Source organism: Microbulbifer elongatus (genome assembly GCF_020524885.1).
Taxonomy (GTDB): domain Bacteria; phylum Pseudomonadota; class Gammaproteobacteria; order Pseudomonadales; family Cellvibrionaceae; genus Microbulbifer; species Microbulbifer elongatus_A.
Map to the genome: position 1 here is coordinate 14,381 of NZ_JAIVKJ010000008.1, position 22,138 is coordinate 36,518.

The following is a 22,138-nucleotide window of genomic DNA, read 5'->3' on the forward strand; positions in this document are numbered from 1 at the left end:
CTGCGATCAGTTACGTGTGAGGCTGGCGGTCACTCGTGAGGGGATTCGGCAGGAATGCGGCGGTTATTTTGCTGGAAAAATTGTCCCAGTACCCGCGCAAGATTGACGCCATTGGCATCGATATATTTGCCGCTGGCGCCTTCACCGCCGGACCAGCTGTGGCCCACAGCATTCAGAGTCAGCATGCCGACACGGCCCTCTTGCCAGAGAACCAGTTCGGCAGTCGCATCGCCTTCCTGCAGCATTTCGGTACCAGGGCTGCGTTTCACACCGTATAGCTTGGCCATGCCGGCGGCGTTCTGTTCCAGGTAGCAGGGGTCAACAACGGTATCTTTCGCGCCGTGTGCCACCGCAAAAACCTGGGTGCTGAAATGATCCTTGTTGGTGCCCGCATACTCGGCACAGCGCTGTGCAACGTCGGCGCGCTCGCAGTTACCGAGCGCGCCGGCTGGGCTGGTGCCGATACTGGGGCCAGCGGCAGCAGCGGCACCCGCGAACACATCGGGCGCGAGACAGGCAGCGGTATGGGCGAAGGTAGCCCCGGAAGAGAGACCGGCAATGTAAACCTGTGCCGGGTCAATTTCGCGGCCAGGCTCCGCTGCCAGGGTTTGTGCCAGCTGCACCAGCAGGCGGTAATCGCCGTGCTCCCGCGCGCGGGTTTCCTCCCAATAGGCCCAGCAGTTGTAACCGGCCTTGTGCTCTGCGTCCGGCACGGCGATGACCATGCCGAATTCCTCGGCGGCTGCTTCCAGGTTGGCGGTTAGGTAATTATCAATGGGCTGCACACAGCCGTGCAGCAGGATCAGCAGTGCGCGGCCGTCGCCGATGGCCGAGCGGCTGTTGGGCGTGTATATGTGTACCTTGCTGAATCCTCCGCTGGCCACATTCTCCTGCCAGCTGCCGGTGTTGGCGCTGGCCGAGGAGCAGAGGGCGATGGCAAATAGTGTTGCCAGTAAGCGACGCATCGAGGTGGTCAGGCGGGTCGTGTAGGTCATTGCATTTACAACCGTGATGATAATAAGGACAGCTACCCAGACTAGGAGTCGGCGCTGACGCGGGGAATCATACTTTGGTCGTATACGAGATGGGCTTACAGGGGTAGGGGAGCGTCAGGTGGCCATCTCGGTGCTGGCTGCAGGTAGCGGCCAGCCGCCGAGATCACGCCAGCGGTTAACGATGCCGCAGAACAGCTCCGCGGTTTTTTCCGCATCGTATTCGGCGGAGTGTGCTGCATTGTTATCGAATTCAATTCCCGCAACCTGACAGGCCTTGGCCAGTACCGTCTGCCCGTATGCGAGGCCTGCCAGTGTGGCGGTATCCATGCACGAGAAGGGATGGAAGGGGTTGCGCTTGAGACCGCAGCGCTCCACCGCGGCGTTAATAAAGCCGAGATCGAAGTGGGCGTTATGGGCCACCATGATGGCGCGCGTACAGCTATGGGATTTAATGGCACTGCGGATCTTGCGGAACATTTCCGGCAGGGCGATCTCTTCCGGCCAGGCGTCGCGATCGGGCGACTCCAGGTCCACGCCGATAAAATCCAGCGCCGATTGCTCGATATTGGCGCCTTCAAATGGCTCGATATGGAAGCTGTGGGTCTCCTCCGCAAACAGAGTGCCGTCGTCGTCCATATTCAGGATCACCGCGGATACCTCCAGCAGGGCATCCGTGCGGGCGTTGAAGCCTGCGGTTTCCAGGTCCAGCACCACGGGGAGAAAGCCGCGGAATCGCTGGGCCAGGAGACTTTTGGGGCCGGAGGGCTCTTCTGCTGGGTTCACGAAAAATCCTGATGTTTGCGTATGGGTCGGTAAAATTTGTTGGGGCTGTGCCCGGCCGTTATCAAGCCAGGCGCCAGTTCAGGGTTTCGCCGGCGGCGAGCGGAATCAATGACTCGGATCCCATCGGCAGGCCGGATGGCATTGTCCAGGGCTCGCGCACCAGGGTAATGGTACCGCTGTTGCGAGGCAGGCCGTAGAAGTCGGGGCCGAATTCGCTGGCAAAGCCTTCGAGCCGCTCCAGCTTGCCCGCCTGCTCAAAGGCCTCCGCGTAAAGCTCGATGGCGCTAAACGCGGTGTAGCAGCCGGCGCAGCCACAGGCCGTTTCTTTCTTGCCCTGTGCGTGGGGCGCGGAATCCGTGCCCAGGAAAAACTTCGGACTGCCGCTGGTGGCCGCTTCGATCAGCGCCGTCTGGTGGCGGCTGCGCTTGAGGATCGGCAGGCAGTAGTAGTGCGGGCGAATGCCGCCCACCAGCATATGGTTGCGATTGTACAGCAGGTGATGGGCAGTAATGGTGGCCGCCACGCCATCCCGCGCCTGGGCCACAAACTCTGCCGCGTCGGCGGTCGTAATATGCTCGAGTACGATCTTGAGAGAGGGGAAGTCCTCGACGACCCGGCCGAGGATAGTTTCAATAAACACCCGCTCACGGTCGAAGATATCGATATCGCTGGTGGTTACTTCCCCGTGCAGCAGCAGCTTCATGCCGCAGGACTGCATGGCCTCGAGGGCCGGGTAGATATTGGCGATATCGGTAACCCCGGAGTCGGAATTGGTGGTGGCCCCTGCAGGATACAGTTTGGCGGCCACGACACCGGCGGCATGGGCCTGCTGCACGACCTCCGGTGTGGTGTTGTCGGTCAGGTAGATCACCATCAGGGGAGTGAAGTCGCCACCTTCGGGCACTTCTGCATCAATGCGCGCTTTGTAGGCGAGGGCGTCTTCGGCGTTGATCACCGGCGGCACCAGGTTGGGCATGATGATGGCGCGTCGGAACTGTTTCGCCGCATCGCCAACGGTGCGGGCCAGGGCCGCGCCATCGCGTAGATGAATGTGCCAGTCGTCAGGTGCGCGCAGGGTGATTTGCTGCTTGGACTCCACCGAATATCTCCTCCCGGGTTGATCGCGGCGCCGATGCTACCCGAAGCGCCAGTAAAATGCGAAAACTGCGGTGTATGCCTCATTCACCACCAGATTGAGCATAAAGTAAACAGAGGTTGCTGTTTGCTTTTTGTGCAAAGTATCGACTCATTGTCTGGTGCTAGTCGTAGACGTTTCTAGGCGCTACAATCGCGCCCCGAAAAAAGGCGGCCTACCCGCAGTTCCTGGGCACACACCAAAAATAATCCCCCAGACCGAGACTTTTCACAGGTGCACCTCCCTGTCGCGGCGGCAGTGTATCTGTGGTGACGGCACTGCCCGTGTTTACGGGCCTACTATACAGAGGATAGTAATGAGCAAGATCGATAAGGTGGTATTGGCGTATTCCGGTGGACTCGATACATCGGTAATTGTGCGCTGGCTCCAGGATACCTACGGTTGCGAGGTCGTTACTTTTACTGCCGATATCGGTCAGGGCGAGGAAGTCGAGCCTGCTCGCGCCAAGGCGGAAGCCCTGGGCGTGAAAGAGATCTACATCGACGATCTGCGCGAAGAGTTCGTGCGTGATTTTGTCTTCCCCATGTTCCGCGCCAACACTATCTATGAAGGTGAGTACCTGTTGGGTACCTCCATCGCCCGCCCGCTGATCGCCAAACGCCTGATCGAGATTGCCAACGAAACTGGCGCGGATGCCATTTCTCACGGTGCAACCGGCAAAGGTAACGACCAGGTGCGCTTTGAGCTGGGCGCCTACGCGCTGAAGCCGGGTATTCAGGTCATTGCTCCCTGGCGTGAGTGGGACCTGAATTCCCGCGAAAAGCTCATGCAGTACTGTGAGCAGCACAAGATTCCGGTGGACTTTTCCAACAAGAAGAAAAAGTCCCCTTATTCCATGGACGCCAACCTGCTGCACATTTCCTATGAAGGTGGTGTGCTGGAAGAGCCCTGGGCGGAAGCCGAGGAAGATATGTGGCGCTGGAGCGTGAGCCCGGAAGCCGCACCGGACCAGCCCACTTATATCACCCTGCAGTACAAAAACGGCGACCCGGTTGCCATTGATGGCGAGGAGATGAGCCCCGCCACGCTGCTGGAGAAACTGAACAAGCTGGGTGGTGCCAACGGTATCGGTCGCCTGGATATTGTTGAGAACCGTTATGTGGGCATGAAGTCCCGCGGTTGTTACGAAACACCCGGCGGCACCATCCTGTTGAAAGCGCACCGTGCGATCGAGTCCATCACCCTGGATCGCGAAGTGGCACACCTGAAAGACGAGCTGATGCCGCGCTACGCGAAGCTGATTTACAACGGTTACTGGTGGTCGCCCGAGCGTGAAATGCTACAGGCGGCGATCGATCAATCCCAGTCCGTGGTAAATGGTGAAGTGCGCCTGAAGCTGTATAAAGGCAGCGTGTCTGCGGTAGGACGCCGCTCCGAAGACAGTCTGTTTGATGAAAAAATCGCAACCTTTGAGGACGATGCCGGAGCCTACGATCAGAAAGATGCCGAAGGCTTCATCAAGTTGAATGCTCTGCGCCTGCGAATTGCTGCAGGAAAAGGCAGAGACTTGATCTAAATCAGCCGGAAGTGGCGATTCAAGCGTAAAAATCGTCGCTTCTGTGCCCTCCCGGTCTACCGTGAGGGGGATAGCCGCTATTGTATTGGCGGGCACTCTCGCGCGTGACGGAAACGAATCTTAAAAAGCAACGGAAGTTACACAATGACGACAACGGTGGCAGAGGCCGGCAAGTTGCCGGACTATGACTACAACATCGTGCGCCAGTTCACCATCATGTCGGTGGTCTGGGGCATCGTTGGAATGGGCGTCGGCGTTCTTATCGCCGCACAGCTGGCTTGGCCGGCACTGAATGATCTCTGGCAGCCGTTCACGCATTTCGGTCGTCTGCGTCCACTGCATACCAATGCGGTGATTTTCGCATTTGGCGGTAGCGTGCTGTTTGCGACCTCCTACTATGTGGTCCAGCGCACCTGTCAGGTGCGGCTTTGGGGTGGCTGGCTGATCCCGTTCACCTTCTGGGGTTGGCAGGTTGTCATTCTGGGTGCCGCCATTACCTTGCCGCTGGGTATTACCTCTGCCAAAGAATACGCTGAGCTGGAATGGCCGCTGGATATCCTGATCGCACTGATCTGGGTGGCCTACGCGATTGTCTTCTTCGGCACCATTGTGAAGCGTCGTACTTCCCACATCTATGTAGCCAACTGGTTCTTTGGTGCCTACATCATCACCATCGCGGTGCTGCACATCGTCAATAACCTGGCGATTCCGGTCAGCGCCTGGAAGGCGTATTCCGCTTACGCGGGTACTACTGATGCGATGATCCAGTGGTGGTATGGCCACAACGCGGTGGGCTTCTTCCTGACCGCTGCCTTCCTCGGCATCATGTACTACTTCGTGCCCAAGCAGGCGGGTCGCCCGGTGTATTCCTATCAGCTGTCCATCGTGCACTTCTGGGCTCTGATCTCCATCTACGTCTGGGCTGGTGGCCACCACCTGCATTACTCCGCACTGCCGGACTGGACCCAGAGCCTGGCGATGATCATGTCTGTGATTCTGCTGGCACCTTCCTGGGGCGGCATGATCAACGGCATCATGACCCTGTCCGGAGCCTGGCACAAACTGCGTACCGATCCGACTCTGCGGTTCCTGGTGGTATCCCTGTCGTTCTACGGCATGTCCACCTTTGAAGGTCCGATGATGTCCATCAAGACCGTGAACGCACTGTCCCACAATACCGACTGGACCGTAGGCCACGTGCACTCCGGCGCGCTGGGTTGGGTGGCAATGATTTCCATCGGTGCTCTTTATCACCTGGTGCCGGTGCTGTGGAACCGCAAGGAAATGTTCAGCGTGAAACTGATCAATGCACATTTCTGGCTCGCGACCATCGGTACCGTGCTGTACATCGCGTCCATGTGGGTGAACGGCATTACCCAGGGTCTGATGTGGCGTGCCTTCAACGCCGACGGCACCCTGACCTACAGCTTCGTGGAAAGTGTGATCGCCAGTAAGCCGGGCTATATCGTGCGCTGGCTGGGCGGTGCCATGTTCCTCACCGGTATGTTCCTGATGGCCTACAACGTGTTCCGCACCGTCACTGACGAGCCGAAGGAAGGCGAAGTGCGTCACGATGAAAACCTGCCGATCGCGAAGAATGCATAAGGGGAAACGATCGTGAAAAATCATGACATCGTAGAAAAGAACATCGGCCTGATGATTGTTCTGATCGTGGTCGCGATCAGTTTTGGTGGCCTGGTGGAAATCGTTCCCCAGTTTTTTACCAAGAACAACAATGTACCCATTGCGGGCCTGAAGCCGCTTGGCCCGATCGAACTGGAAGGTCGCGACATTTATATCCGTGAAGGCTGCCACGTTTGCCACACCCAGATGGTGCGTCCGCTGCGTGCGGAAGTGGAGCGCTACGGCCACTACTCCATGGCGCAGGAGCATGTTTACGAACACCCCTTCCTGTGGGGCTCCAAGCGCACCGGCCCGGACCTGGCACGTGTGGGTGGCCGTTACTCGGATGAGTGGCACCGTGCGCACATGTACGATCCGCGCAACGTCGTGCCGGAATCCATCATGCCGGCGTACCCCTGGCTGTTCGACAATGTGGTCCACGGTGAGCACACCGCAGCGAAAATGCGCGCTTTGCGTGTGGTCGGTGTTCCCTATACCGACGAAGATATCGCTAACGCCAGCAAGCCGTTTATCGGTGGTCGTGTTACCGAAATTGATGCACTGGTGGCCTACCTGCAGCAGCTGGGCACACTTGTCCAGCAGAAACGTTAAGGGCGGGGCACAGTTTGGATATCAATATTCTGCGGCAGATCGGTGTGGTGCTTGGCGCCATCGCCTTTCTGGCAATCTGCTGGTGGGCTTTTTCACCAAAGCGTAAAAAACGCTTCGAGGAAGACGCCAAATTGCCATTCGCCGACGAGCAGCAAACTTCTGACAAGGAAGCCCGAGAGGGTGAAACCAGTACTGGCGAAGTGGCCGGTGACAAACAGAAACAGGGGCAGGACAAATGAGTACATTCTGGAGTGTTTGGGTAATTGTGCTCACCCTAGCCAATCTCGCATTGGTAACTTGGGTTCTTTTCGCTAACCGCAAAGTAGCGGTGGACGACCAGGAAGACCCGGAAAACCGCACCACTGGCCACATTTACGATGGCATTGAGGAATACGACAACCCGCTACCCAAATGGTGGTTTCTGCTGTTCGTATTGACGCTGGTATTTTCCGCAGCCTATCTGGTGATTTACCCGGGTATGGGTAACTTCAAGGGCCTGAGTGGCTGGACCTCCGTGGGCGCGCTGAAGGCTGACCAGGCCAAGGCGCAGGCGGAGTTCAAGGAAACCTTCGGTCAGTATGTAGATATGCCGATCGAGAAAATTGCCGAGAGTCGCGAAGCGCTGAAAATGGGCGCGCGTGTTTTCGCCAACAACTGTGCCGTGTGCCACGGTGCAGATGGCGGCGGCAACTACGGTTTCCCTGACCTGACAGACAGTGACTGGTTGTATGGCGGCAGCCCGGAAAAAATTCTGGAAACCCTCCACAATGGTCGCCAAGGCCTGATGCCACCCCAGGGGCCGGTCATTGGTGAAGCCGGTGTGAAGAATGTCGCCGAGTACGTGCTGTCACTGAGTGGTTCGGAACACAACGCAGACATGGCTGCACAGGGCCAGAAGATTTTCGGCACTGTGTGTATGGCCTGTCACGGTATGGACGGTAAAGGTAACCAGGCGCTGGGCGCGCCGAACCTGACCGACGATATCTGGCTGTATGGTGGCACTCGCGAGGAAATCCAGCACTCTGTGCGCGGTGGCCGCAGCAACAATATGCCGACACAGAAAGACAAGCTGCGCGAGGACAAGATTCGCCTGGTTGCAGCCTATGTCTACAGCCTGTCACGTCAGGAAGACGTGCAGCAGTAAGCTGGCTGCTTTACAGGATGAGCGGCGGGTTTCCGCCGCTCTGTTCGCAGGGAAGGGCACCGCAGGGAAGAAGAACAAGCCTCATTGCAAAAACTGCAGTTTCCGTCCCGATCCAATTCGGGTGAGTGAGGTTTTGTGAGCGATAGAATTCCAACCCGCGAAGAGCAGGAAGGCGATGGCGAAGTCCGCTATCGCATGCTCTACGAGTCAGAAGACAAGGTCTATATTCGCCATATCCGCGGCGTCTATACCCGGATCCGCAAGTACACCGGCCTGCCGCTGCTACTGGCGTTTTTCTTTATCCCCTGGCTGAACATCGATGGGCACCAGGCGGTGCATTTCGATCTCCCCGCACGCCAGTTCCATATTTTCTGGACCACCTTTGGTCCCCAGGACGGCTTTCTGCTGGCCTGGCTGCTGATCATTGCCGCCTTTGCTCTGTTTGCGATAACCACCTGGCTCGGTCGGGTCTGGTGTGGTTTTACCTGCCCGCAAACCGTGTGGACGCTGATGTTCATCTGGGCGGAACGGGTATGTGAAGGCGACCGCAGCAAGCGCATGAAGCTGGACGCCGCACCCTGGGGTGTGGAGAAGGTACTGCGCAAGGGCGGGACCCACGCTATCTGGCTGATTATCTCGCTGGCGACCGCACTGGCTTTTGTCGGGTATTTTTACGGTATTCGCGACCTGGTGGTGGATCTGGCCACCTTTAACGCACATCCACAAGGCGCTTTCTGGGTGGCTTTCTTTACCTTTGCCACCTACATGAACGCCGGCTTCCTGCGCGAGCAGGTGTGTAAGTACATGTGTCCCTACGCGCGCTTCCAGTCGGTTATGTACGACAAGGATACCCTCGCGGTGTATTACGATGCGCGTCGCGGCGAGGCGCGGGGCCCGCGCAAGAAGGGCGTCGATTACAAAGCCCAGGGTATGGGGGATTGCATCGACTGTTACTGGTGTGTCCAGGTGTGCCCGGTGGATATCGATATCCGCGATGGTATGCAGTACGAGTGCATCAACTGCGGCTTGTGTGTGGATGCCTGTAACAGCGTGATGGACAAGATGCAGTACCCGCGTGGGCTGATCCGGTTCACCTCCGAGGACGAGCTGGAAACAGGAAAGACCCAGTTTGCACGGCCGCGCTTGTTTGGATACGGGCTGGTGCTGTTGCTGATGCTTGGGTTGTTTTCCCATCAGGTGGTGACCCGTTCACCGGTTCAGGTGGAGGTGCAGCGGGATCGCGGTGCGCGTATGTACCGGGTGACCCAGGGAATGGTGCAGAACGTCTACACGGTCAAAATCAACAATATGGACCAGAGGCCGCATCAGTTCAGTATCGGCATTGAGGGTAAACCCGAGTATGACTACTCGCTGCGTATGCAAAGGGGCGCGGAGTTGATGCCCGGCGAGATATACTCCATCCCCATTCGGGTGAGTGTGCCGAAAGCGCAGCTCAAGGATTACAAGCACGATATCTTCATCGTGATTCAGGCAAAAGATGCTCCGGAACTCGAAGATCGTCACAAGACGGTGTTTATCGGTCCCAAGTAAATGGTTGTACAGTCAGTGACACAAAAGTTAGACAAGAAGGCGCCAGGTCCCTGGTATCGTGAGCCCTGGTTCTGGATGGTTATGGCGCCGCTGATACTGGTGGTCATCGTATCCCTGACCATGGTCTCCATTGCCGTGCGTTACGCGGATGATGTGGTCAGCGATACCTACTACAAAGACAGCCGCATGTACCACTACAGTGCGGAGCAGGACCAGCGTGCGCGCGCGCTGAACCTGGCCGGAATGCTGCTGTTTTCCCCCGAGGATAAAACCGTGACATTTGACCTGCGCGGCGATATCGAATATCCGGAAAAGCTGCTGTTGACCCTGAGCCACCCGGTGGAAGCGGATCTGGATGAGCACGTTGTGTTGGAGCAGCTCTCCATCGGCCGTTATCGAGGCCAGTTCAAAGCCCCTATGCAGCACCGCTGGTACCTGCTGGTGATGCCGGAGCTGGACCCGGAACATTTCCGCGATGCCAATTGGCGGCTCAAGGGTGAGATCAATTTCAATGTAGGCAACGGAGTGCCCCTGAAGCCCATCGAGCAGTGAGCCCATGACCGAACCGCTCACGCCCATAGCGCCATCCTCCTCCCGTACTTCTCCGCTGGCAGAAGCGGCAGACTGCTATCACTGTGGTCTGCCGGTCGCCGAGGGCAGCCAATATTCCGTATTGATTAACGGAGTGCACCAGCCCATGTGCTGCCCCGGGTGTGAGGCGGTGGCCGGCGCTATCGTTGCCGGTGGCCTGGATAATTTCTATCGCTTCCGGGAGCAGAGCAGCGAGCGCCCGGACACGGGCGTGCAAGCGGACCGCTGGAGCGCCTATGACCTGCCGGAAGTACAGGGTGAATTTGTGCGGCCGTTTGCGGATGCCCGCGCTGACAGAAATACCGAATCAGCGAAGTCAAAACCAGAGCTGCAGGTGGCGAGCCTGCTGGTCAGCGGCATTACCTGTGCCGCCTGTGTCTGGTTGATCGAGAGGCACCTGATGCGCCTGCCCGGCGTGGAGCGCGTATCGGTCAACGCCAGTACCCACCGGGCCCAGGTGGTCTTCGACCGGGAGCAGACACCGGTTAGCCTTCTTTTTTCTTCCCTTGCATCCATCGGCTATCGCCCATCGCCGGCCACCGCTGCCAACAGCGAGCGCCTGATACAGCAAGAGCGCCGCGCGTCCATGCGCCGTCTGGGGGTGGCCGGGCTCGGTACCATGCAGGTGATGATGTTTGCCCTCGCGCTGTATTTTGGCGGTAGCAAGGGCATCGACAGCCAGTTCGAGCAGTTTTTCCGCTGGGTCTCGCTGGTCGTGGCGACGCCGGTGGTGTGCTATGCCGCGCAGCCGTTTTTTGCCGCGGCCTGGCGCGCATTGCGCAGCGGGCAGCTGGTGATGGATGTTCCGGTCTCTCTCGCCATCGGCCTGGCCTACGGGGCCAGTGTCTATGCCACCGTGTTTGAAACCGGCGAGGTCTACTTCGAATCGGTTTCCATGTTCACCTTCTTCCTGTTACTGGGGCGCTCTGTAGAGATGCGTGCGCGTCACCGTGCCGGGCTTGCCAGCGGCGGGCTAGCGCAACTGTTGCCGCTGGCAGCGCTGCGGCTGAAAGACGAAGCGGGTACTCACGAATCGGTACCGGTGACCGCCCTGGTGGAGGGCGACCGGATACTGCTGCGCCCGGGCGATACCATTCCCGCGGATGGCGTCGTACTCGATGGTGCCAGCGGTGTGGATGAGTCGGTGCTCACCGGGGAATCTGCCCTACAGCAGAAAGAGGCGGGCAGCCCGGTGTTTGCCGGCAGTGTGAACGGGGATTCCTCGCTGACCGTACGAGTGAGTGCGGCAGGCGCCAGTACGCGGCTGTCGGCGATCGAAAAACTGGTGGAACAGGCGCAGCTAGACAAGCCTACCCAGGTCGCGCTCGCCGACCGAATCGCGGGGCGGTTTATCGCCGCAGTACTGTGTATCGCGGCGGCGGCTTTCGTATTCTGGTGGCAGCAGGCGCCGGACCGGGCCTTCTGGGTCGCGCTTTCGGTGCTGGTAGTGACCTGTCCCTGTGCTCTGTCCCTGGCCACACCGGCTGCGCTGGCGGCGGCGACGCTGCGGTTGCAGCAGCTGGGTTTGCTGGTGGCGCGGGGGCATGTGCTGGAGACGCTCCCGCGGTTGACTCGGGCCATTTTCGACAAGACTGGCACCCTCACCGAAGGCGAACCCCGATTGCGTGAAATTCGCTGTCTGCGGCCGGAGGGAGATGAGGCCGAGGTGCGAGATATCGCCGCAGCCCTGGAGAGCCACAACAATCACCCGCTGGCGCGGGCGTTCCGCCCCTGGTCTGGCAACCGGGCGGTGCGCGAACTGCGCTCGGTCACCGGTCGTGGCGTAGCCGGTATCTGTGGAGACACAAGCTATCGTCTGGGGCGGCCGGATTTTGTCGGCGAACTGGCAGGGCAAGCGAGTCCTGTTGCTGAGGCTCCCGCTGAGCCCGGGCAGTGGCTGCTACTTGGCGATAGGGCAGGGCCGGTTGCCTGGTTGTGCCTGGGAGATGAGGTACGCTCTACCGCTGCTGAATCCATCGCTGATCTGCAGGCGCAAGGATTGGAAACCGAGTTGCTGAGTGGCGATCAGTCAGCAGAGGTGCCGCGACTGGCGGCCGCCACCGGCATTGGCGAATTTCGTGGCGGGGTATCGCCGGAAGAGAAGCTGTCCCATCTCCGTATGCTGCAGGCCAGGGGCCAGCGGCTGCTGATGGTGGGCGACGGGATTAACGACGTGCCGGTACTCTCCGGGGCGGACGTTTCCGTCGCCATGATGTCGGCGGCCGACCTGGCCCAGTCGCGCGCGGATGCGATCCTGCTGCAGGGTGACCTGCGCGCATTACCGCGGGCCTTTGCTTTGGCGCGCAAGTGCCGCACAATTATTCGCCAGAACCTGACATGGGCCATTCTTTACAACGCCTTGGCGTTGCCGCTTGCCTTTATGGGGCTGGTGCCACCCTGGGCGGCAGCGATTGGCATGTCGCTGAGTTCGCTGCTGGTGGTGGTCAATGCCCTGCGCCTGTCTCGCTGGCAGCCGAACGTTTGAGCTTCCGGCCACGGGCCATTTTGACGAACAATATCTGAGGTTTTAGTGGACAGTATTTTCCTGCTGGTTCCCATCGTTATCTTCTTCGTTGCCTGCGCGGTAAAGCTGTTCTTCTGGGCGGTCAACAGTGGCCAGTACGATGATCTGGAAACCGAAGGACGCCGCATCCTTTTCGATGACGACGAACCCCGGGAACAGCGACCGGCTGCCAAAGGACAGGGCGATCCTGAATCGTCTGGCCAGGATTCCGGTGAGCGTTCCGGCGACGATTCCAGTGGTGAAGGAGAGCGCCGCTGATGCTGGACTGGGGTACGCTGGGGGCGGCACTCGCCATTGGTTTTTTCGGCAGTAGCCACTGTGTGGGCATGTGCGGGGGCATCTCCGGTGCCCTGGGATTGGCGGTGCCCGGGCAGAAACCCGCCTGGCCGCGGCTGATCGGCTATTCTACCGGCCGCGTGGCGAGCTATGCGCTGATGGGGTTACTGGTAGGGATGTTGGGTGCCTATCTGGCCACGGATATTGCCAGCGGGCTGGCGCCACTGCGCATAGTCGCCGGATTGATGCTGATTGCCATGGCACTCTACCTGGCTGACTGGTGGCGCGGACTGGTCTGGCTGGAGCGCGGTGGTGCCGTGTTGTGGCGGGGTGTACAGCCGCTGTCGAGAAAGCTGTTGCCGGTCAATTCCACGCCACAGGCCATCGCCCTTGGCGCCCTGTGGGGGTGGTTACCCTGCGGGCTGGTGTACAGTGCGCTGGCTTTTGCCCTGGCGCAGGGCAGTGGTGAGCAGGCGGCGCTTGCGATGCTGGCCTTTGGTCTCGGCACCGTACCTGCGGTCCTGGCCACGGGCGCTGCCGCCGCGCGCCTGCGCACCCTGGTGCAAAAACCCGGCGTGCGCCTCGGTATGGCGCTGCTGGTGTTTGTGTTTGGTATCTGGACCTTGTGGGGGGCTGCCGGGCACGGGGCGCACAGTGGACACGGCGCTCACGAGTCGCACCAGTCTCATGGTGCTCACGGGGCTCACAATCTCCACAGTACTGGTGATAACAAACAAGAAAGCCACCACGATAATCACAGTGCCCACCAAAACCACAATTCTGTGGATGCAGGCCATGCCCACCACAATGGTTACCACGAAGGCCGACACGAAGAGCAGCGCGGCCCCTCCGAGGACACTGCCGGCGAAGATTCTGGCGCCGGAACCAACGACTGATTCCTGTCCTCACTGGTAGCACCCGCCTTCACCGTGGAAGCCGTGCGCCGATGGGGGTAAACTGGCGTAATTCTGACTTTTGGTCTGGCCACTTTGTTGCACTTGGCGATATATTGGGCTAAGTGGATGTCGAGTGGTCACCAAAAAGTCGTGTGGTGCCAGTTGGAATCAGCATGAAAAAAATAAAAAACAGATCAGCGGGCGTCGCAAGCTCCGCATCCAAAGCTCACAAGTCGGTGGAGCCGGTTGCTCCTAATTACGTCACTTGCCCCGCAGCACCTACCAGTGTGTGGATCAACCTGTTTGCCCTGGCCATGTCACTTGCAGCGGTGGTCTGGCTGCGAGAATATGGCCAGGAGCTGGCGGTGAAAACCCAGTCGCTGGTCATTGTCGCGGTCGCCCTGGCGCTGCCGATCATTGTGCTGGAGTGGCTGTTCCTCAAACCCTACCGCAACTCCTCTGCCGGGCTCGATTTCCGGCGCAAGAACCACAGCCTGCGGCGCACCGCGGTAAAGCTGCTGGGTTTTTACCTGGCGGTGGGTTCGGTGGCCTTTGTTTACTGGCTATTCCCGGAGTATCACGGCTCCTTTTACGATAATTATTTCTATGTCGTGCGCTCAGTCCTGCCCTGGTGGATGCTGCTGGCAGTGCCTTATTTTTACCTGCTCGACGGCGCCATGACTCAACCGAAAGACAGCTACTGGCAGTTGGGCAGTTTTTTACTGGGCAATCGCAAGGGCGTGTCCGGCAAGGCGATCGGCCAGCTGTATCTCGGTTGGCTGGTAAAACTGTTCTTCCTGCCGCTGATGTTTGTCTACCTTGGCAACAACCTGAATACCTTGCTGAATTTTGATCTTGACCGCCTGTTTGGCAGCTTCAAAGCGGTGTTCGATTTCACCTTTAATTTCCTCTTCTATATCGACCTGCTGTTCGTCACCGTGGGGTATGTGTGTACCCTGCGCCTGTTCGACTCCCATATCCGCACCGCGGAACCCAGCTTTCTCGGTTGGGGGGTGGCGCTGATTGGTTACCAGCCGTTCTGGAGCCTGTTCTCGGGCACCTATCTGAAATACGACGACGCGCCAGCCTGGGGCTTCTGGTTCTGGGATACGCCGATGATGTATGGCGCCTGGGGTACGGTCATCCTGCTGCTGATTGCCATTTATGTGTGGGCGAGCATTCCTTTTGGTATTCGTTTTTCCAACCTGACCCATCGAGGTATTCTCACCAACGGCCCTTACCGCTTTACCAAACACCCGGCGTATATCAGCAAGAACATTTCCTGGTGGATGATCTCCATGCCGTTCATGGTCAGCGTCAGCGGGCCCGAGGCCCTGCGGCACTCCCTGTTGCTTTTGCTGGTGAATTTTATCTATTTCATGCGTGCACGCACCGAGGAGCGCCATCTGTCCTGGGACCCCACCTATGTAACCTACGCCCGCTATATCGAGCAGCACGGTAGTTTTGCTTTCCTCGGACGCTGGTTTCCCATTCTGCGCTTTGGAAATGGCCGCCTGTTCAATCAGGGTGACGAGGTCCCTCCGGCGGAGCCGCTGGTTTCCGCTGCGTCCACTGCCCAACCGAGCCAAGCCGGTGCCTGAGCCCCGCCAGCCGTAGTCCAGGAGTTGCTTCAATGAGGGGTGGTTTTCTGAGTTCCAGTACAACCGCGGTCAAGCTACAGCAGTGGTGGCAGTGCACCGTGGAAGATTTGCGCGGTCCGCACGGATTTCGTCAGTCATTGCGCGACTGGATACCGGCGGGCGCGCTGCACATGGACCGGTGCTGGTGGATTTACCTCGGGCTCTACCTGTTGATCGCTGTAGGTATCTGGTTGCGAGTGGATCAGGTGTTTTCCTACAACCCGATGGAACATATCTGGAGCGACCCTCAGCGCCACTGGGAGCAGGGCACCGAAACCCTGCGGCGGGACCCGATGAGCCTGACCGACCCGGTGATGTACCAGATATATATCGGGGTGCTCGCAAAGCTGACCCTGGGCGAGCCTATATTGGTTGCACTCTATACCGCACTGCTTGCCTGCCTGACGCCCTGGATCTGGTATCGGTTTGCGCTGGAATTGTTGCCGGGCCGCTTACAGGCTACAGCGGTCTGGGCCCTGTTATCACTGCTGCCATCGTGGATCACGATTTACAGCTACTTCATGCAGGAGACCCTGCTGTTACCCCTGTTGGGGGCGTCGCTTTACGCCAGTTGGCGCTGCCGGCGCAAGCAGACGCTGGCGAGCTTCCTGTTAATGGTCGGCCTGTGGGCTCTGGCAGGGTTGACCCGTGGCATCGCCATTCCGTTAGCGGCGGTAGTGACAACCTGGTTGTGGTTGCTGCAGCCGCAGAAGCTGGCCAAGGCAGGCTATAGTCTGGCATTGCTTGTCTTGCTGATGGGGCCTCTGGCCTATCGCAGTCACGCCGCCATGAACCTGATTTCGCCCCATGGTATTGGCCAACTTGTCTCGCTGTATTTGCGGTCGGGAAATCGCGAAATTCAGGTCCAGTATCTTCGTGGTGATGGGGCAAGGTGGAGTTACTGGTTTGGCTCTCCTTCGACGGGAGAAAAGCCGCTGGCACCGCTCAGCGAATGGACGACCGCACGCGAGGGCGTGGTACGTGCCCAAATACATATCGACAACGGTGCTGAAGATTGGGACAAAGCGCTGGCGCGCTACCCGCTCACTCTGCAGCGCTACCTGTCCCTGACCGGGGAAAACCTGGTCTACCTTTTCTTTGGTTCATCCTGGCCCGACAACAACCGCGAGCGATTACTCGAGCAGGTTAACCACCACAGTCGCTGGGTCTGGGCGCCGCTGACGCTGTTGTTACTGATTGGCACGCTGCTTTGCTGGCGCCGCTTACGGGGGGCGCGGCTGTTTGCGGTGGTGTTGGGGACCTGGGTACTGGTACAGGGAATTCTGCCTATTGCCGTCAATGAAGGGCGTTACCGCAAGCCGGCCGAAGGCCTACTGCTGGTGCAGGCTCTGCTGGTAGCGAGCGCTCTGCGACGGCGCGTACCGGCTGGCCGGCGGGGCGCTCGGGAATCTCTCGCAGACTACAACGTTGTTAACGCCGACGTAACAACGACGGATTCAGCAGCGGTAGCGCAATCCCTGTCTGAAGTAGAGGCTGAAAAACCGTCTCGGGAACCGCACGATGCACCTGCCTGAACGGTTGCGAAAGACGCTATCTCGTGCCGGTCGCTTTGCTGCGGTTGGCGGGGTGGCTACGGCGATCCAGTACGCGGTTCTGGTGCTGTTGATCGAGTGGGTGGGTTTGCTGGAGGTTTTGGCGTCGGCAGCGTCTTTCTCACTATCTGCGCTCATTAATTATCTGCTGAACTACTACCTGACGTTCAGTAGTGGTGTGGGCCACCGCCAGGCGTTCCCCAGATTTGCCCTGGTTGCGGCGGTCGGGCTGGCCATCAATACACTGTGCTTTTCCCTCGCCGTCACTTTGTTGCCCTACCTGCTGGCACAGCTTGTCGCAACTTTGGTGACCCTGGTGAGTAATTTCCTGTTTCATCAACTCTGGATTTACCGGGAGCCGCAATGGAGTCCTTAACGGAGACGTTAACGAAGCTGCCTTCTCTCGCCATCGTTGTGCCTTGCTACAACGAAGAAGATGTGATTGCCGATACCACCAGTGAACTGCTGGCGACTCTGACAGAGCTTGAGGCCAGCGGGCGTATCGGTCCCGATTCAAAGATTTATTATGTGGATGACGGTAGCCGCGATGCTACCTGGCCAATACTGCAGAAGGCGGCCAGGGAGAATTCCCGCATTGTGGCTGTGGCCCTGTCCTGTAATCGCGGGCATCAGAATGCACTTTATGCGGGCCTTTCCCAGACGTCTGAGGATATGGTGGTGAGCATTGATGCGGACCTGCAGGATGGTCCGGAAAATATTGCCGCGATGATCGATGCATTTATTGCCGGAAACGAGGTGGTGTTCGGTGTGCGCGCGGAACGGGATAGCGATACTTGGTTTAAACGGATGACCGCAGAGGGTTATTACCGGGTTATGCAGATCCTGGGGGTGGATCTTGTATTCAATCACGCGGATTTCCGGCTTATGTCCCGTCGGGCGGTAGACACGCTGCTTGAATATCCCGAGACCAATCTGTTTTTGCGTGGCATGGTGCGCGAACTGGGCTTCCGCTCAACCACGATATCCTACTCGCGCCGACCGCGCCTCGCAGGGGAGAGCAAGTACCCTTTACGACGCATGCTGTCACTGGCGTGGAAGGGGGTCACGGCATACTCCATTGCCCCACTGCGTGCGATCACCCTGCTGGGGTTAATTGCCGGTGGGATCTCCCTGGGCCTGATTGTCTGGGTGCTCGTAGTCAAATTGATGTCGCACAGCGCGGTACCCGGTTGGGCATCCATCATGGTGCCGGTGCTGTTTATCGGTAGCGTGCAGCTGCTCTGCCTCGGGGTAATTGGCGAATACCTCGGCAAGATTTACGAAGAGGTTAAACGTCGTCCCCGTTTTCACTTGCGCGAAGTGGTGGGGGCAGCATCTCGCGAAAGCAGCGCCCCGCAACGACGGGTAACCCGCTCGGAATCTTCGTCGCTAGAGCGGTGATTCCCGCAGGGGGAGCGCGCGCTACCGTTGTGTGGATCAAGTATCCGACTGCAGGCGCAGGGACAGGTCAATGGCCCGCAGATGCTTGGTCAGGCTGCCGGAAGAAATGTAATCCACCGCCAGGCCTGAAAGCTGTTGCAGACGCTCTTCGTTCACGCTGCCGGATATTTCTATTTTCGCGCGGCCCTTTGCCAGCTTGAGTGCCTCCGCTGTCATTTCGTCGGTAAATTCGTCCAGCATGATCACGTCGGCACCGGCATCCAGTGCCTGGGTCAGTTCGTCGATACTTTCTACTTCTACCTCTACCAGGGCGCCTGGTTTTATCTGGTGCGCCTGGCGAACAGCGTTGTTGATACCGCCTGCTGCGGCAATATGGTTTTCTTTAATCAAAAAGGCATCAAACAGGCCGATACGGTGATTGTTGCAACCACCGCAAAGCACCGCGTATTTCTGGGCGGTGCGCAGGCCGGGAATGGTTTTGCGCGTATCCAGTATCCGGATGTCGGAACCTTTGGTGAGCGCGGCATAGCTTGCCGCCGTGGTGGCAGTGCCGGAGAGTGTCTGCACAAAGTTCAGTGCGCAGCGTTCACCGGTCAGAATGGTTCTCGCATTGCCCACCAATTCAAACAGTGTGCTGTCGGCGCGTGCGCGATCCCCGTCCTCCAGGTGCCAGATCACCCGTAACGTCGGGTCCAGCTGGCGAAACACTTCCTCTACCCAGGCTTTGCCGCAGAACACGCAGTCCTCCCGGGTGATTACCTTGGCGCGGGCTTCGCGCTCTGCTGGGATCAGCTGCGCGGTGATATCTCCGTCGCCAACATCTTCGGCAAGAGCCTCGCGCACGGTGCGCTCTATATCCTTTAGCAGGTTGGGAATGTTGGCTGTGTCTGGGGTCATTGCAAGTCCTCGTCGGTGGCGGTGCGCATACTAGCAAAATGTAGCTTGCTGTCAGCAGCTTGTTGGCTGTGCCATGGAGTGATTGCAAGGGTTGGGAGCGCGCGTCTGCACCGGGCCAGTCCGTATTTTTGAATGGGAAAGGCGGGTGCGTGTGACAACAGTCGCAAATATATAGGCGCCAACCACGATACGGTTGTGCTATTGGCGCGGTAGTCCGTAGAATCTACCGTCGACCAAAATCGCTTGGTCCGTCTTGGGGATCCCGGAGTCTTGCTGTACTGGGCAGATATCCCCGCAGGCTCAAATAACAAATAAACAGGTTCGCAGGTGGCTTCCCAGAGCCATGTGCGGTTGCATCACCCGGCAGCCTTCCAGATTCCCTGTGGCGGGGCGGCCGGCCAAGGCTATGTGGCAATGAAAGACCCCAATAACGTGGTATCCCTTCAGGGTGTGAGCAAAGAGCAGTTGCGGGAGAAAAAGCGTTCTTCCAGCCTGCCAGCATCCGTAACCGCCGTAAGGGACAAGGCTCAGACCCTGCTTTCCGAGCAGGCCAAGCTTGTCTTTGCCAAAGTCGATGACTCACTGTTTGCCATGGCGGAAAAAGCCCACGGCCAGGACGAGCAAGACGGCCTGTTTCAAGCGCTGCGCTTGCTGCGCGTCGAGCGGCGCAACGTCGTCGAGCGCTTTTCGGCGAATCTGGGGAATGCATTTCTGGTGCGCGAGTCCTCTGCAAGTGAGCAGGAAGACCTTTACGCCGCCGACAACCTGTCCCTGGTACACAACGATGACCTGGAGCAGCTGGTGGCTGTGGATAGCATGGTGGCCACTGCCAAGCGGGATTTTGCCGAGCCGCTGACAGAAATCTCCCTGCGCCTGAACACACTCCTTTCCGTAAAAATCTACGACAAGAATAATCCAATTGGCCCCGACGCCGTCTGCGATGCCTTCGTCGAGGCCTGCCGCTCCCTGGACCTGCATATTCGCGCGCGCCTGACCCTGCTTAAGAAGTTTGAGCAGCTAATCATGGTGAATCTGGGCAAAGTGTACGAGCAGTGCAACGATCTGTTTGTTGAGCATGGCGTGTTGCCATCTCTCAAGCAGCAGCGCCGCGCCGCCCGTCAGCAGCGCTCAGCTCCGCGCCCCACAGGCAATCTCGCTGGTAATTCCGCTGGCAGCCAGAATGGTCAGCAATCCGCAGAGTCTGCGACCGGGTATGTGTCCGGTGGCTCGGCCCCGATGGGTGGGCACGGCCTGGTTCCACTTGGCGCTGGTGCTGCGCCGATGGCGCCGCAGGACCTGCTGTCGCACCTGGGGGCTCTTCAGAGCCACTTGCCGGAGAGTTACGAAGGCGGTGAGATCCAGCTGCTGAACGTGAATAACCTGTTGCAGCAGCGCCTGGTCGATGTACGCCAGTCAGCGTCGCTGGCAAAAATGGACAGCGACATCATCAAGCTGGTAGAGATGCTGTTCTCGTTTATTCTGGAAGACCGCAACCTGGCGGAGCCGATTAAATCCCAGCTGGGCCGGCTGCAACTACCGCTGTTGAAAGTGGCCATCGCGGACAAGTCGTTCTTCAGCAAGGGTGGGCACCCCGCACGCAAATTGCTGAATGAGCTGGCGGATGCGGCCACCGGCTGGCAGGCCAAAGGCAAGTACGAGTCAGACCCGCTGTTCAAACAGACTAGCGAAGTGGTCGCCAGGGTCCTGGCGGAGTTCGATCAGGACATCAATATTTTCTCCACGCTGCTGGAGTCCTTCCGCGACTTTATCCTGCGAGAGCGCAAGCGCGCGGAAAAGCTCGAGCGCCGTATTGTCGACGAGGCCGATGGCAGGGCGAAAACGCAGGCTGCACGAGCCCGGGTGGCAGCGGTCATGGATGCGCTGATGGCGGAACGGGATCTGCCGCCGGTTGTATCCGAGTGGCTGGAGAAAGTCTGGTCCAATATGTTGTTCCTGACCTGTATCAAGGAGGGAACCGAAAGTGAAAACTGGAGCCGTGACGTTCGTACGGCCCGGGACCTGGTGTGGAGCGTACACGCGCCCATGCCGGACAGTCGCAAACAGTTGCTGGGCCTGTTGCCGACCCTGCAGGAACGCCTGAAAGCCGGTGTCGAAGCTGTTTCCCTGAATACATTTGAAGCGCGCCGTATGTTTACCGGGCTGAAAGAAGTCTACCGGGAGCGTTTTGCTCTGGCGCAGCGTATTATCGAAGAGCGCAGCCGCAAGGCGCGCGACGAGGTGCAGGAAGAAGTGCGCAGCAAAGAGACGGAAGCGCTCGCTGCGCAAGCGGAACCTGCTATTGCTGATACACAGCCGGCCGAAGCGCCGGTTGTCGAACTGCCGCAAATGGAAGAGCTGGAGCAAGTGGTTGCCGAGGTGGAGGTTGCGGCAGGTGAAGCGGAAGCGCTCCCCGAGAATGATTCCCACTGGCAGCAGACCTTCCGTCTGGCCCAGGGTAGTTGGTTTGAACTCAAGCGCGGTGAGGAGGAGCAGTTCCGCTGTCGTCTCGCCGCGGTGATCAAGGATATTGATCAGTTCATCTTTGTTAACCGCAACGGTGCCAAGGTGGCAGAATTTACCCGTATGGAGCTGGCCCACGCACTGCGCAATGCCCATCTGATGCCGCTCGATGACGGCATGCTGTTCGAGCGCGCACTGCAGTCTGTAATCGGGACCGTACGCAAGTCACGGGGTGAGATGAGCTAGTATCGGCCGGAGAATGTTGTTTTACCTGTGATGCCGGTTATTGCCATGAACTTGCAATAATTGGCACGCATTTCCTTCTTTTGGCGGCGAACTTGGTTTGCCGCTCCCTCCCCAATCAAGTAATCATCCTGACTTTCTTGACTAGTTAGTAAGTCCCAACTTTTTTTTGGGAAATTGGCCCTATTTGGCACTTGCGTGTCGTATTTGTATACCTGATATTGAGTACTAGTTCCGATTTCCGGTGTCATCGACTTGCTGCAAGTACATTGTGCGC

The 22,138-nt window shown here is 58.7% G+C and carries 19 protein-coding genes; 15 read left to right on the forward strand and 4 right to left on the reverse strand.

Annotated elements, in window-relative coordinates:
• Positions 1 to 29 precede the first annotated feature (29 nt).
• The 3 genes from LC059_RS17435 to pyrC form a co-directional block, all read right to left on the reverse strand.
• On the reverse strand, positions 30 to 995 hold the full coding sequence (locus LC059_RS17435; protein ID WP_226705153.1) for an alpha/beta hydrolase family esterase: 966 nt from the start codon (positions 993 to 995) through the stop codon (positions 30 to 32).
• Between the two features lie 114 nt (positions 996 to 1,109).
• Positions 1,110 to 1,778, reverse strand: coding sequence for a ribonuclease T (gene rnt / locus LC059_RS17440; protein WP_226705154.1), 669 nt, complete (start codon positions 1,776 to 1,778; stop codon positions 1,110 to 1,112).
• Positions 1,779 to 1,839: 61 nt separating this feature from the next.
• Positions 1,840 to 2,877 carry a dihydroorotase gene (pyrC, locus tag LC059_RS17445; protein ID WP_226705155.1) on the reverse strand — a complete coding sequence of 346 codons (1,038 nt, stop codon included), beginning with the start codon at positions 2,875 to 2,877 and terminating at the stop codon, positions 1,840 to 1,842.
• 352 nt (positions 2,878 to 3,229) lie between these two features.
• Between pyrC and LC059_RS17450 the strand changes: the two genes are divergently transcribed.
• From LC059_RS17450 to LC059_RS17515, 14 genes are all read left to right on the forward strand, one after another.
• Entirely contained in the window at positions 3,230 to 4,450 is a 1,221-nt protein-coding gene (locus LC059_RS17450; RefSeq protein WP_226705156.1) for an argininosuccinate synthase, read from the forward strand.
• Positions 4,451 to 4,594: 144 nt separating this feature from the next.
• Positions 4,595 to 6,055 carry a cytochrome-c oxidase, cbb3-type subunit I gene (gene ccoN, locus LC059_RS17455; protein ID WP_226705157.1) on the forward strand — a complete coding sequence of 487 codons (1,461 nt, stop codon included), beginning with the start codon at positions 4,595 to 4,597 and terminating at the stop codon, positions 6,053 to 6,055.
• Between the two features lie 12 nt (positions 6,056 to 6,067).
• Positions 6,068 to 6,685 (forward strand): cytochrome-c oxidase, cbb3-type subunit II, encoded by a 618-nt coding sequence (gene ccoO, locus LC059_RS17460; protein ID WP_226705158.1) that lies wholly within the window; start codon positions 6,068 to 6,070, stop codon positions 6,683 to 6,685.
• 14 nt (positions 6,686 to 6,699) lie between these two features.
• The gene (locus LC059_RS17465; RefSeq protein ID WP_226705159.1) at positions 6,700 to 6,924 is read left to right on the forward strand and encodes a cbb3-type cytochrome oxidase subunit 3; all 225 of its coding nucleotides are present in this window, start codon (positions 6,700 to 6,702) and stop codon (positions 6,922 to 6,924) included.
• Positions 6,921 to 7,829: a cytochrome-c oxidase, cbb3-type subunit III gene (ccoP, locus tag LC059_RS17470; RefSeq protein ID WP_226705160.1), complete on the forward strand. Its 909-nt coding sequence runs from the start codon at positions 6,921 to 6,923 to the stop codon at positions 7,827 to 7,829. Before LC059_RS17465 ends, ccoP begins: the two co-directional genes overlap by 4 nt.
• 135 nt (positions 7,830 to 7,964) lie before the next feature.
• On the forward strand, positions 7,965 to 9,380 hold the full coding sequence (gene ccoG, locus LC059_RS17475; protein ID WP_226705161.1) for a cytochrome c oxidase accessory protein CcoG: 1,416 nt from the start codon (positions 7,965 to 7,967) through the stop codon (positions 9,378 to 9,380).
• 15 nt (positions 9,381 to 9,395) lie between these two features.
• Positions 9,396 to 9,932 carry a FixH family protein gene (locus tag LC059_RS17480; protein WP_226705162.1) on the forward strand — a complete coding sequence of 179 codons (537 nt, stop codon included), beginning with the start codon at positions 9,396 to 9,398 and terminating at the stop codon, positions 9,930 to 9,932.
• 4 nt (positions 9,933 to 9,936) lie between these two features.
• Positions 9,937 to 12,456 carry a heavy metal translocating P-type ATPase gene (locus tag LC059_RS17485; protein WP_226705163.1) on the forward strand — a complete coding sequence of 840 codons (2,520 nt, stop codon included), beginning with the start codon at positions 9,937 to 9,939 and terminating at the stop codon, positions 12,454 to 12,456.
• A gap of 45 nt (positions 12,457 to 12,501) precedes the next feature.
• The gene (ccoS, locus tag LC059_RS17490) at positions 12,502 to 12,753 is read left to right on the forward strand and encodes a cbb3-type cytochrome oxidase assembly protein CcoS (RefSeq protein WP_226705164.1); all 252 of its coding nucleotides are present in this window, start codon (positions 12,502 to 12,504) and stop codon (positions 12,751 to 12,753) included.
• Positions 12,753 to 13,667 carry a sulfite exporter TauE/SafE family protein gene (locus LC059_RS17495; RefSeq protein WP_226705165.1) on the forward strand — a complete coding sequence of 305 codons (915 nt, stop codon included), beginning with the start codon at positions 12,753 to 12,755 and terminating at the stop codon, positions 13,665 to 13,667. Before ccoS ends, LC059_RS17495 begins: the two co-directional genes overlap by 1 nt.
• A 173-nt stretch (positions 13,668 to 13,840) precedes the next feature.
• Positions 13,841 to 15,268 (forward strand): isoprenylcysteine carboxylmethyltransferase family protein, encoded by a 1,428-nt coding sequence (locus LC059_RS17500; RefSeq protein WP_226705166.1) that lies wholly within the window; start codon positions 13,841 to 13,843, stop codon positions 15,266 to 15,268.
• 32 nt (positions 15,269 to 15,300) lie between these two features.
• Positions 15,301 to 16,842, forward strand: coding sequence for a hypothetical protein (locus LC059_RS17505; protein ID WP_226705167.1), 1,542 nt, complete (start codon positions 15,301 to 15,303; stop codon positions 16,840 to 16,842).
• Positions 16,829 to 17,236: a GtrA family protein gene (locus LC059_RS17510; RefSeq protein WP_226705168.1), complete on the forward strand. Its 408-nt coding sequence runs from the start codon at positions 16,829 to 16,831 to the stop codon at positions 17,234 to 17,236. Before LC059_RS17505 ends, LC059_RS17510 begins: the two co-directional genes overlap by 14 nt.
• Positions 17,224 to 18,261, forward strand: coding sequence for a glycosyltransferase family 2 protein (locus tag LC059_RS17515; RefSeq protein WP_226705169.1), 1,038 nt, complete (start codon positions 17,224 to 17,226; stop codon positions 18,259 to 18,261). The genes LC059_RS17510 and LC059_RS17515 overlap by 13 nt, the downstream gene beginning before the upstream one ends.
• 36 nt (positions 18,262 to 18,297) lie before the next feature.
• Here LC059_RS17515 and nadC read toward each other — a convergent pair whose 3' ends face one another.
• Positions 18,298 to 19,158 carry a carboxylating nicotinate-nucleotide diphosphorylase gene (gene nadC, locus LC059_RS17520; RefSeq protein WP_226705170.1) on the reverse strand — a complete coding sequence of 287 codons (861 nt, stop codon included), beginning with the start codon at positions 19,156 to 19,158 and terminating at the stop codon, positions 18,298 to 18,300.
• A 327-nt stretch (positions 19,159 to 19,485) separates the two neighbouring features.
• Between nadC and LC059_RS17525 the strand changes: the two genes are divergently transcribed.
• Positions 19,486 to 21,864 carry a DUF1631 domain-containing protein gene (locus LC059_RS17525; protein ID WP_226705171.1) on the forward strand — a complete coding sequence of 793 codons (2,379 nt, stop codon included), beginning with the start codon at positions 19,486 to 19,488 and terminating at the stop codon, positions 21,862 to 21,864.
• Positions 21,865 to 22,138: the final 274 nt, after the last annotated feature.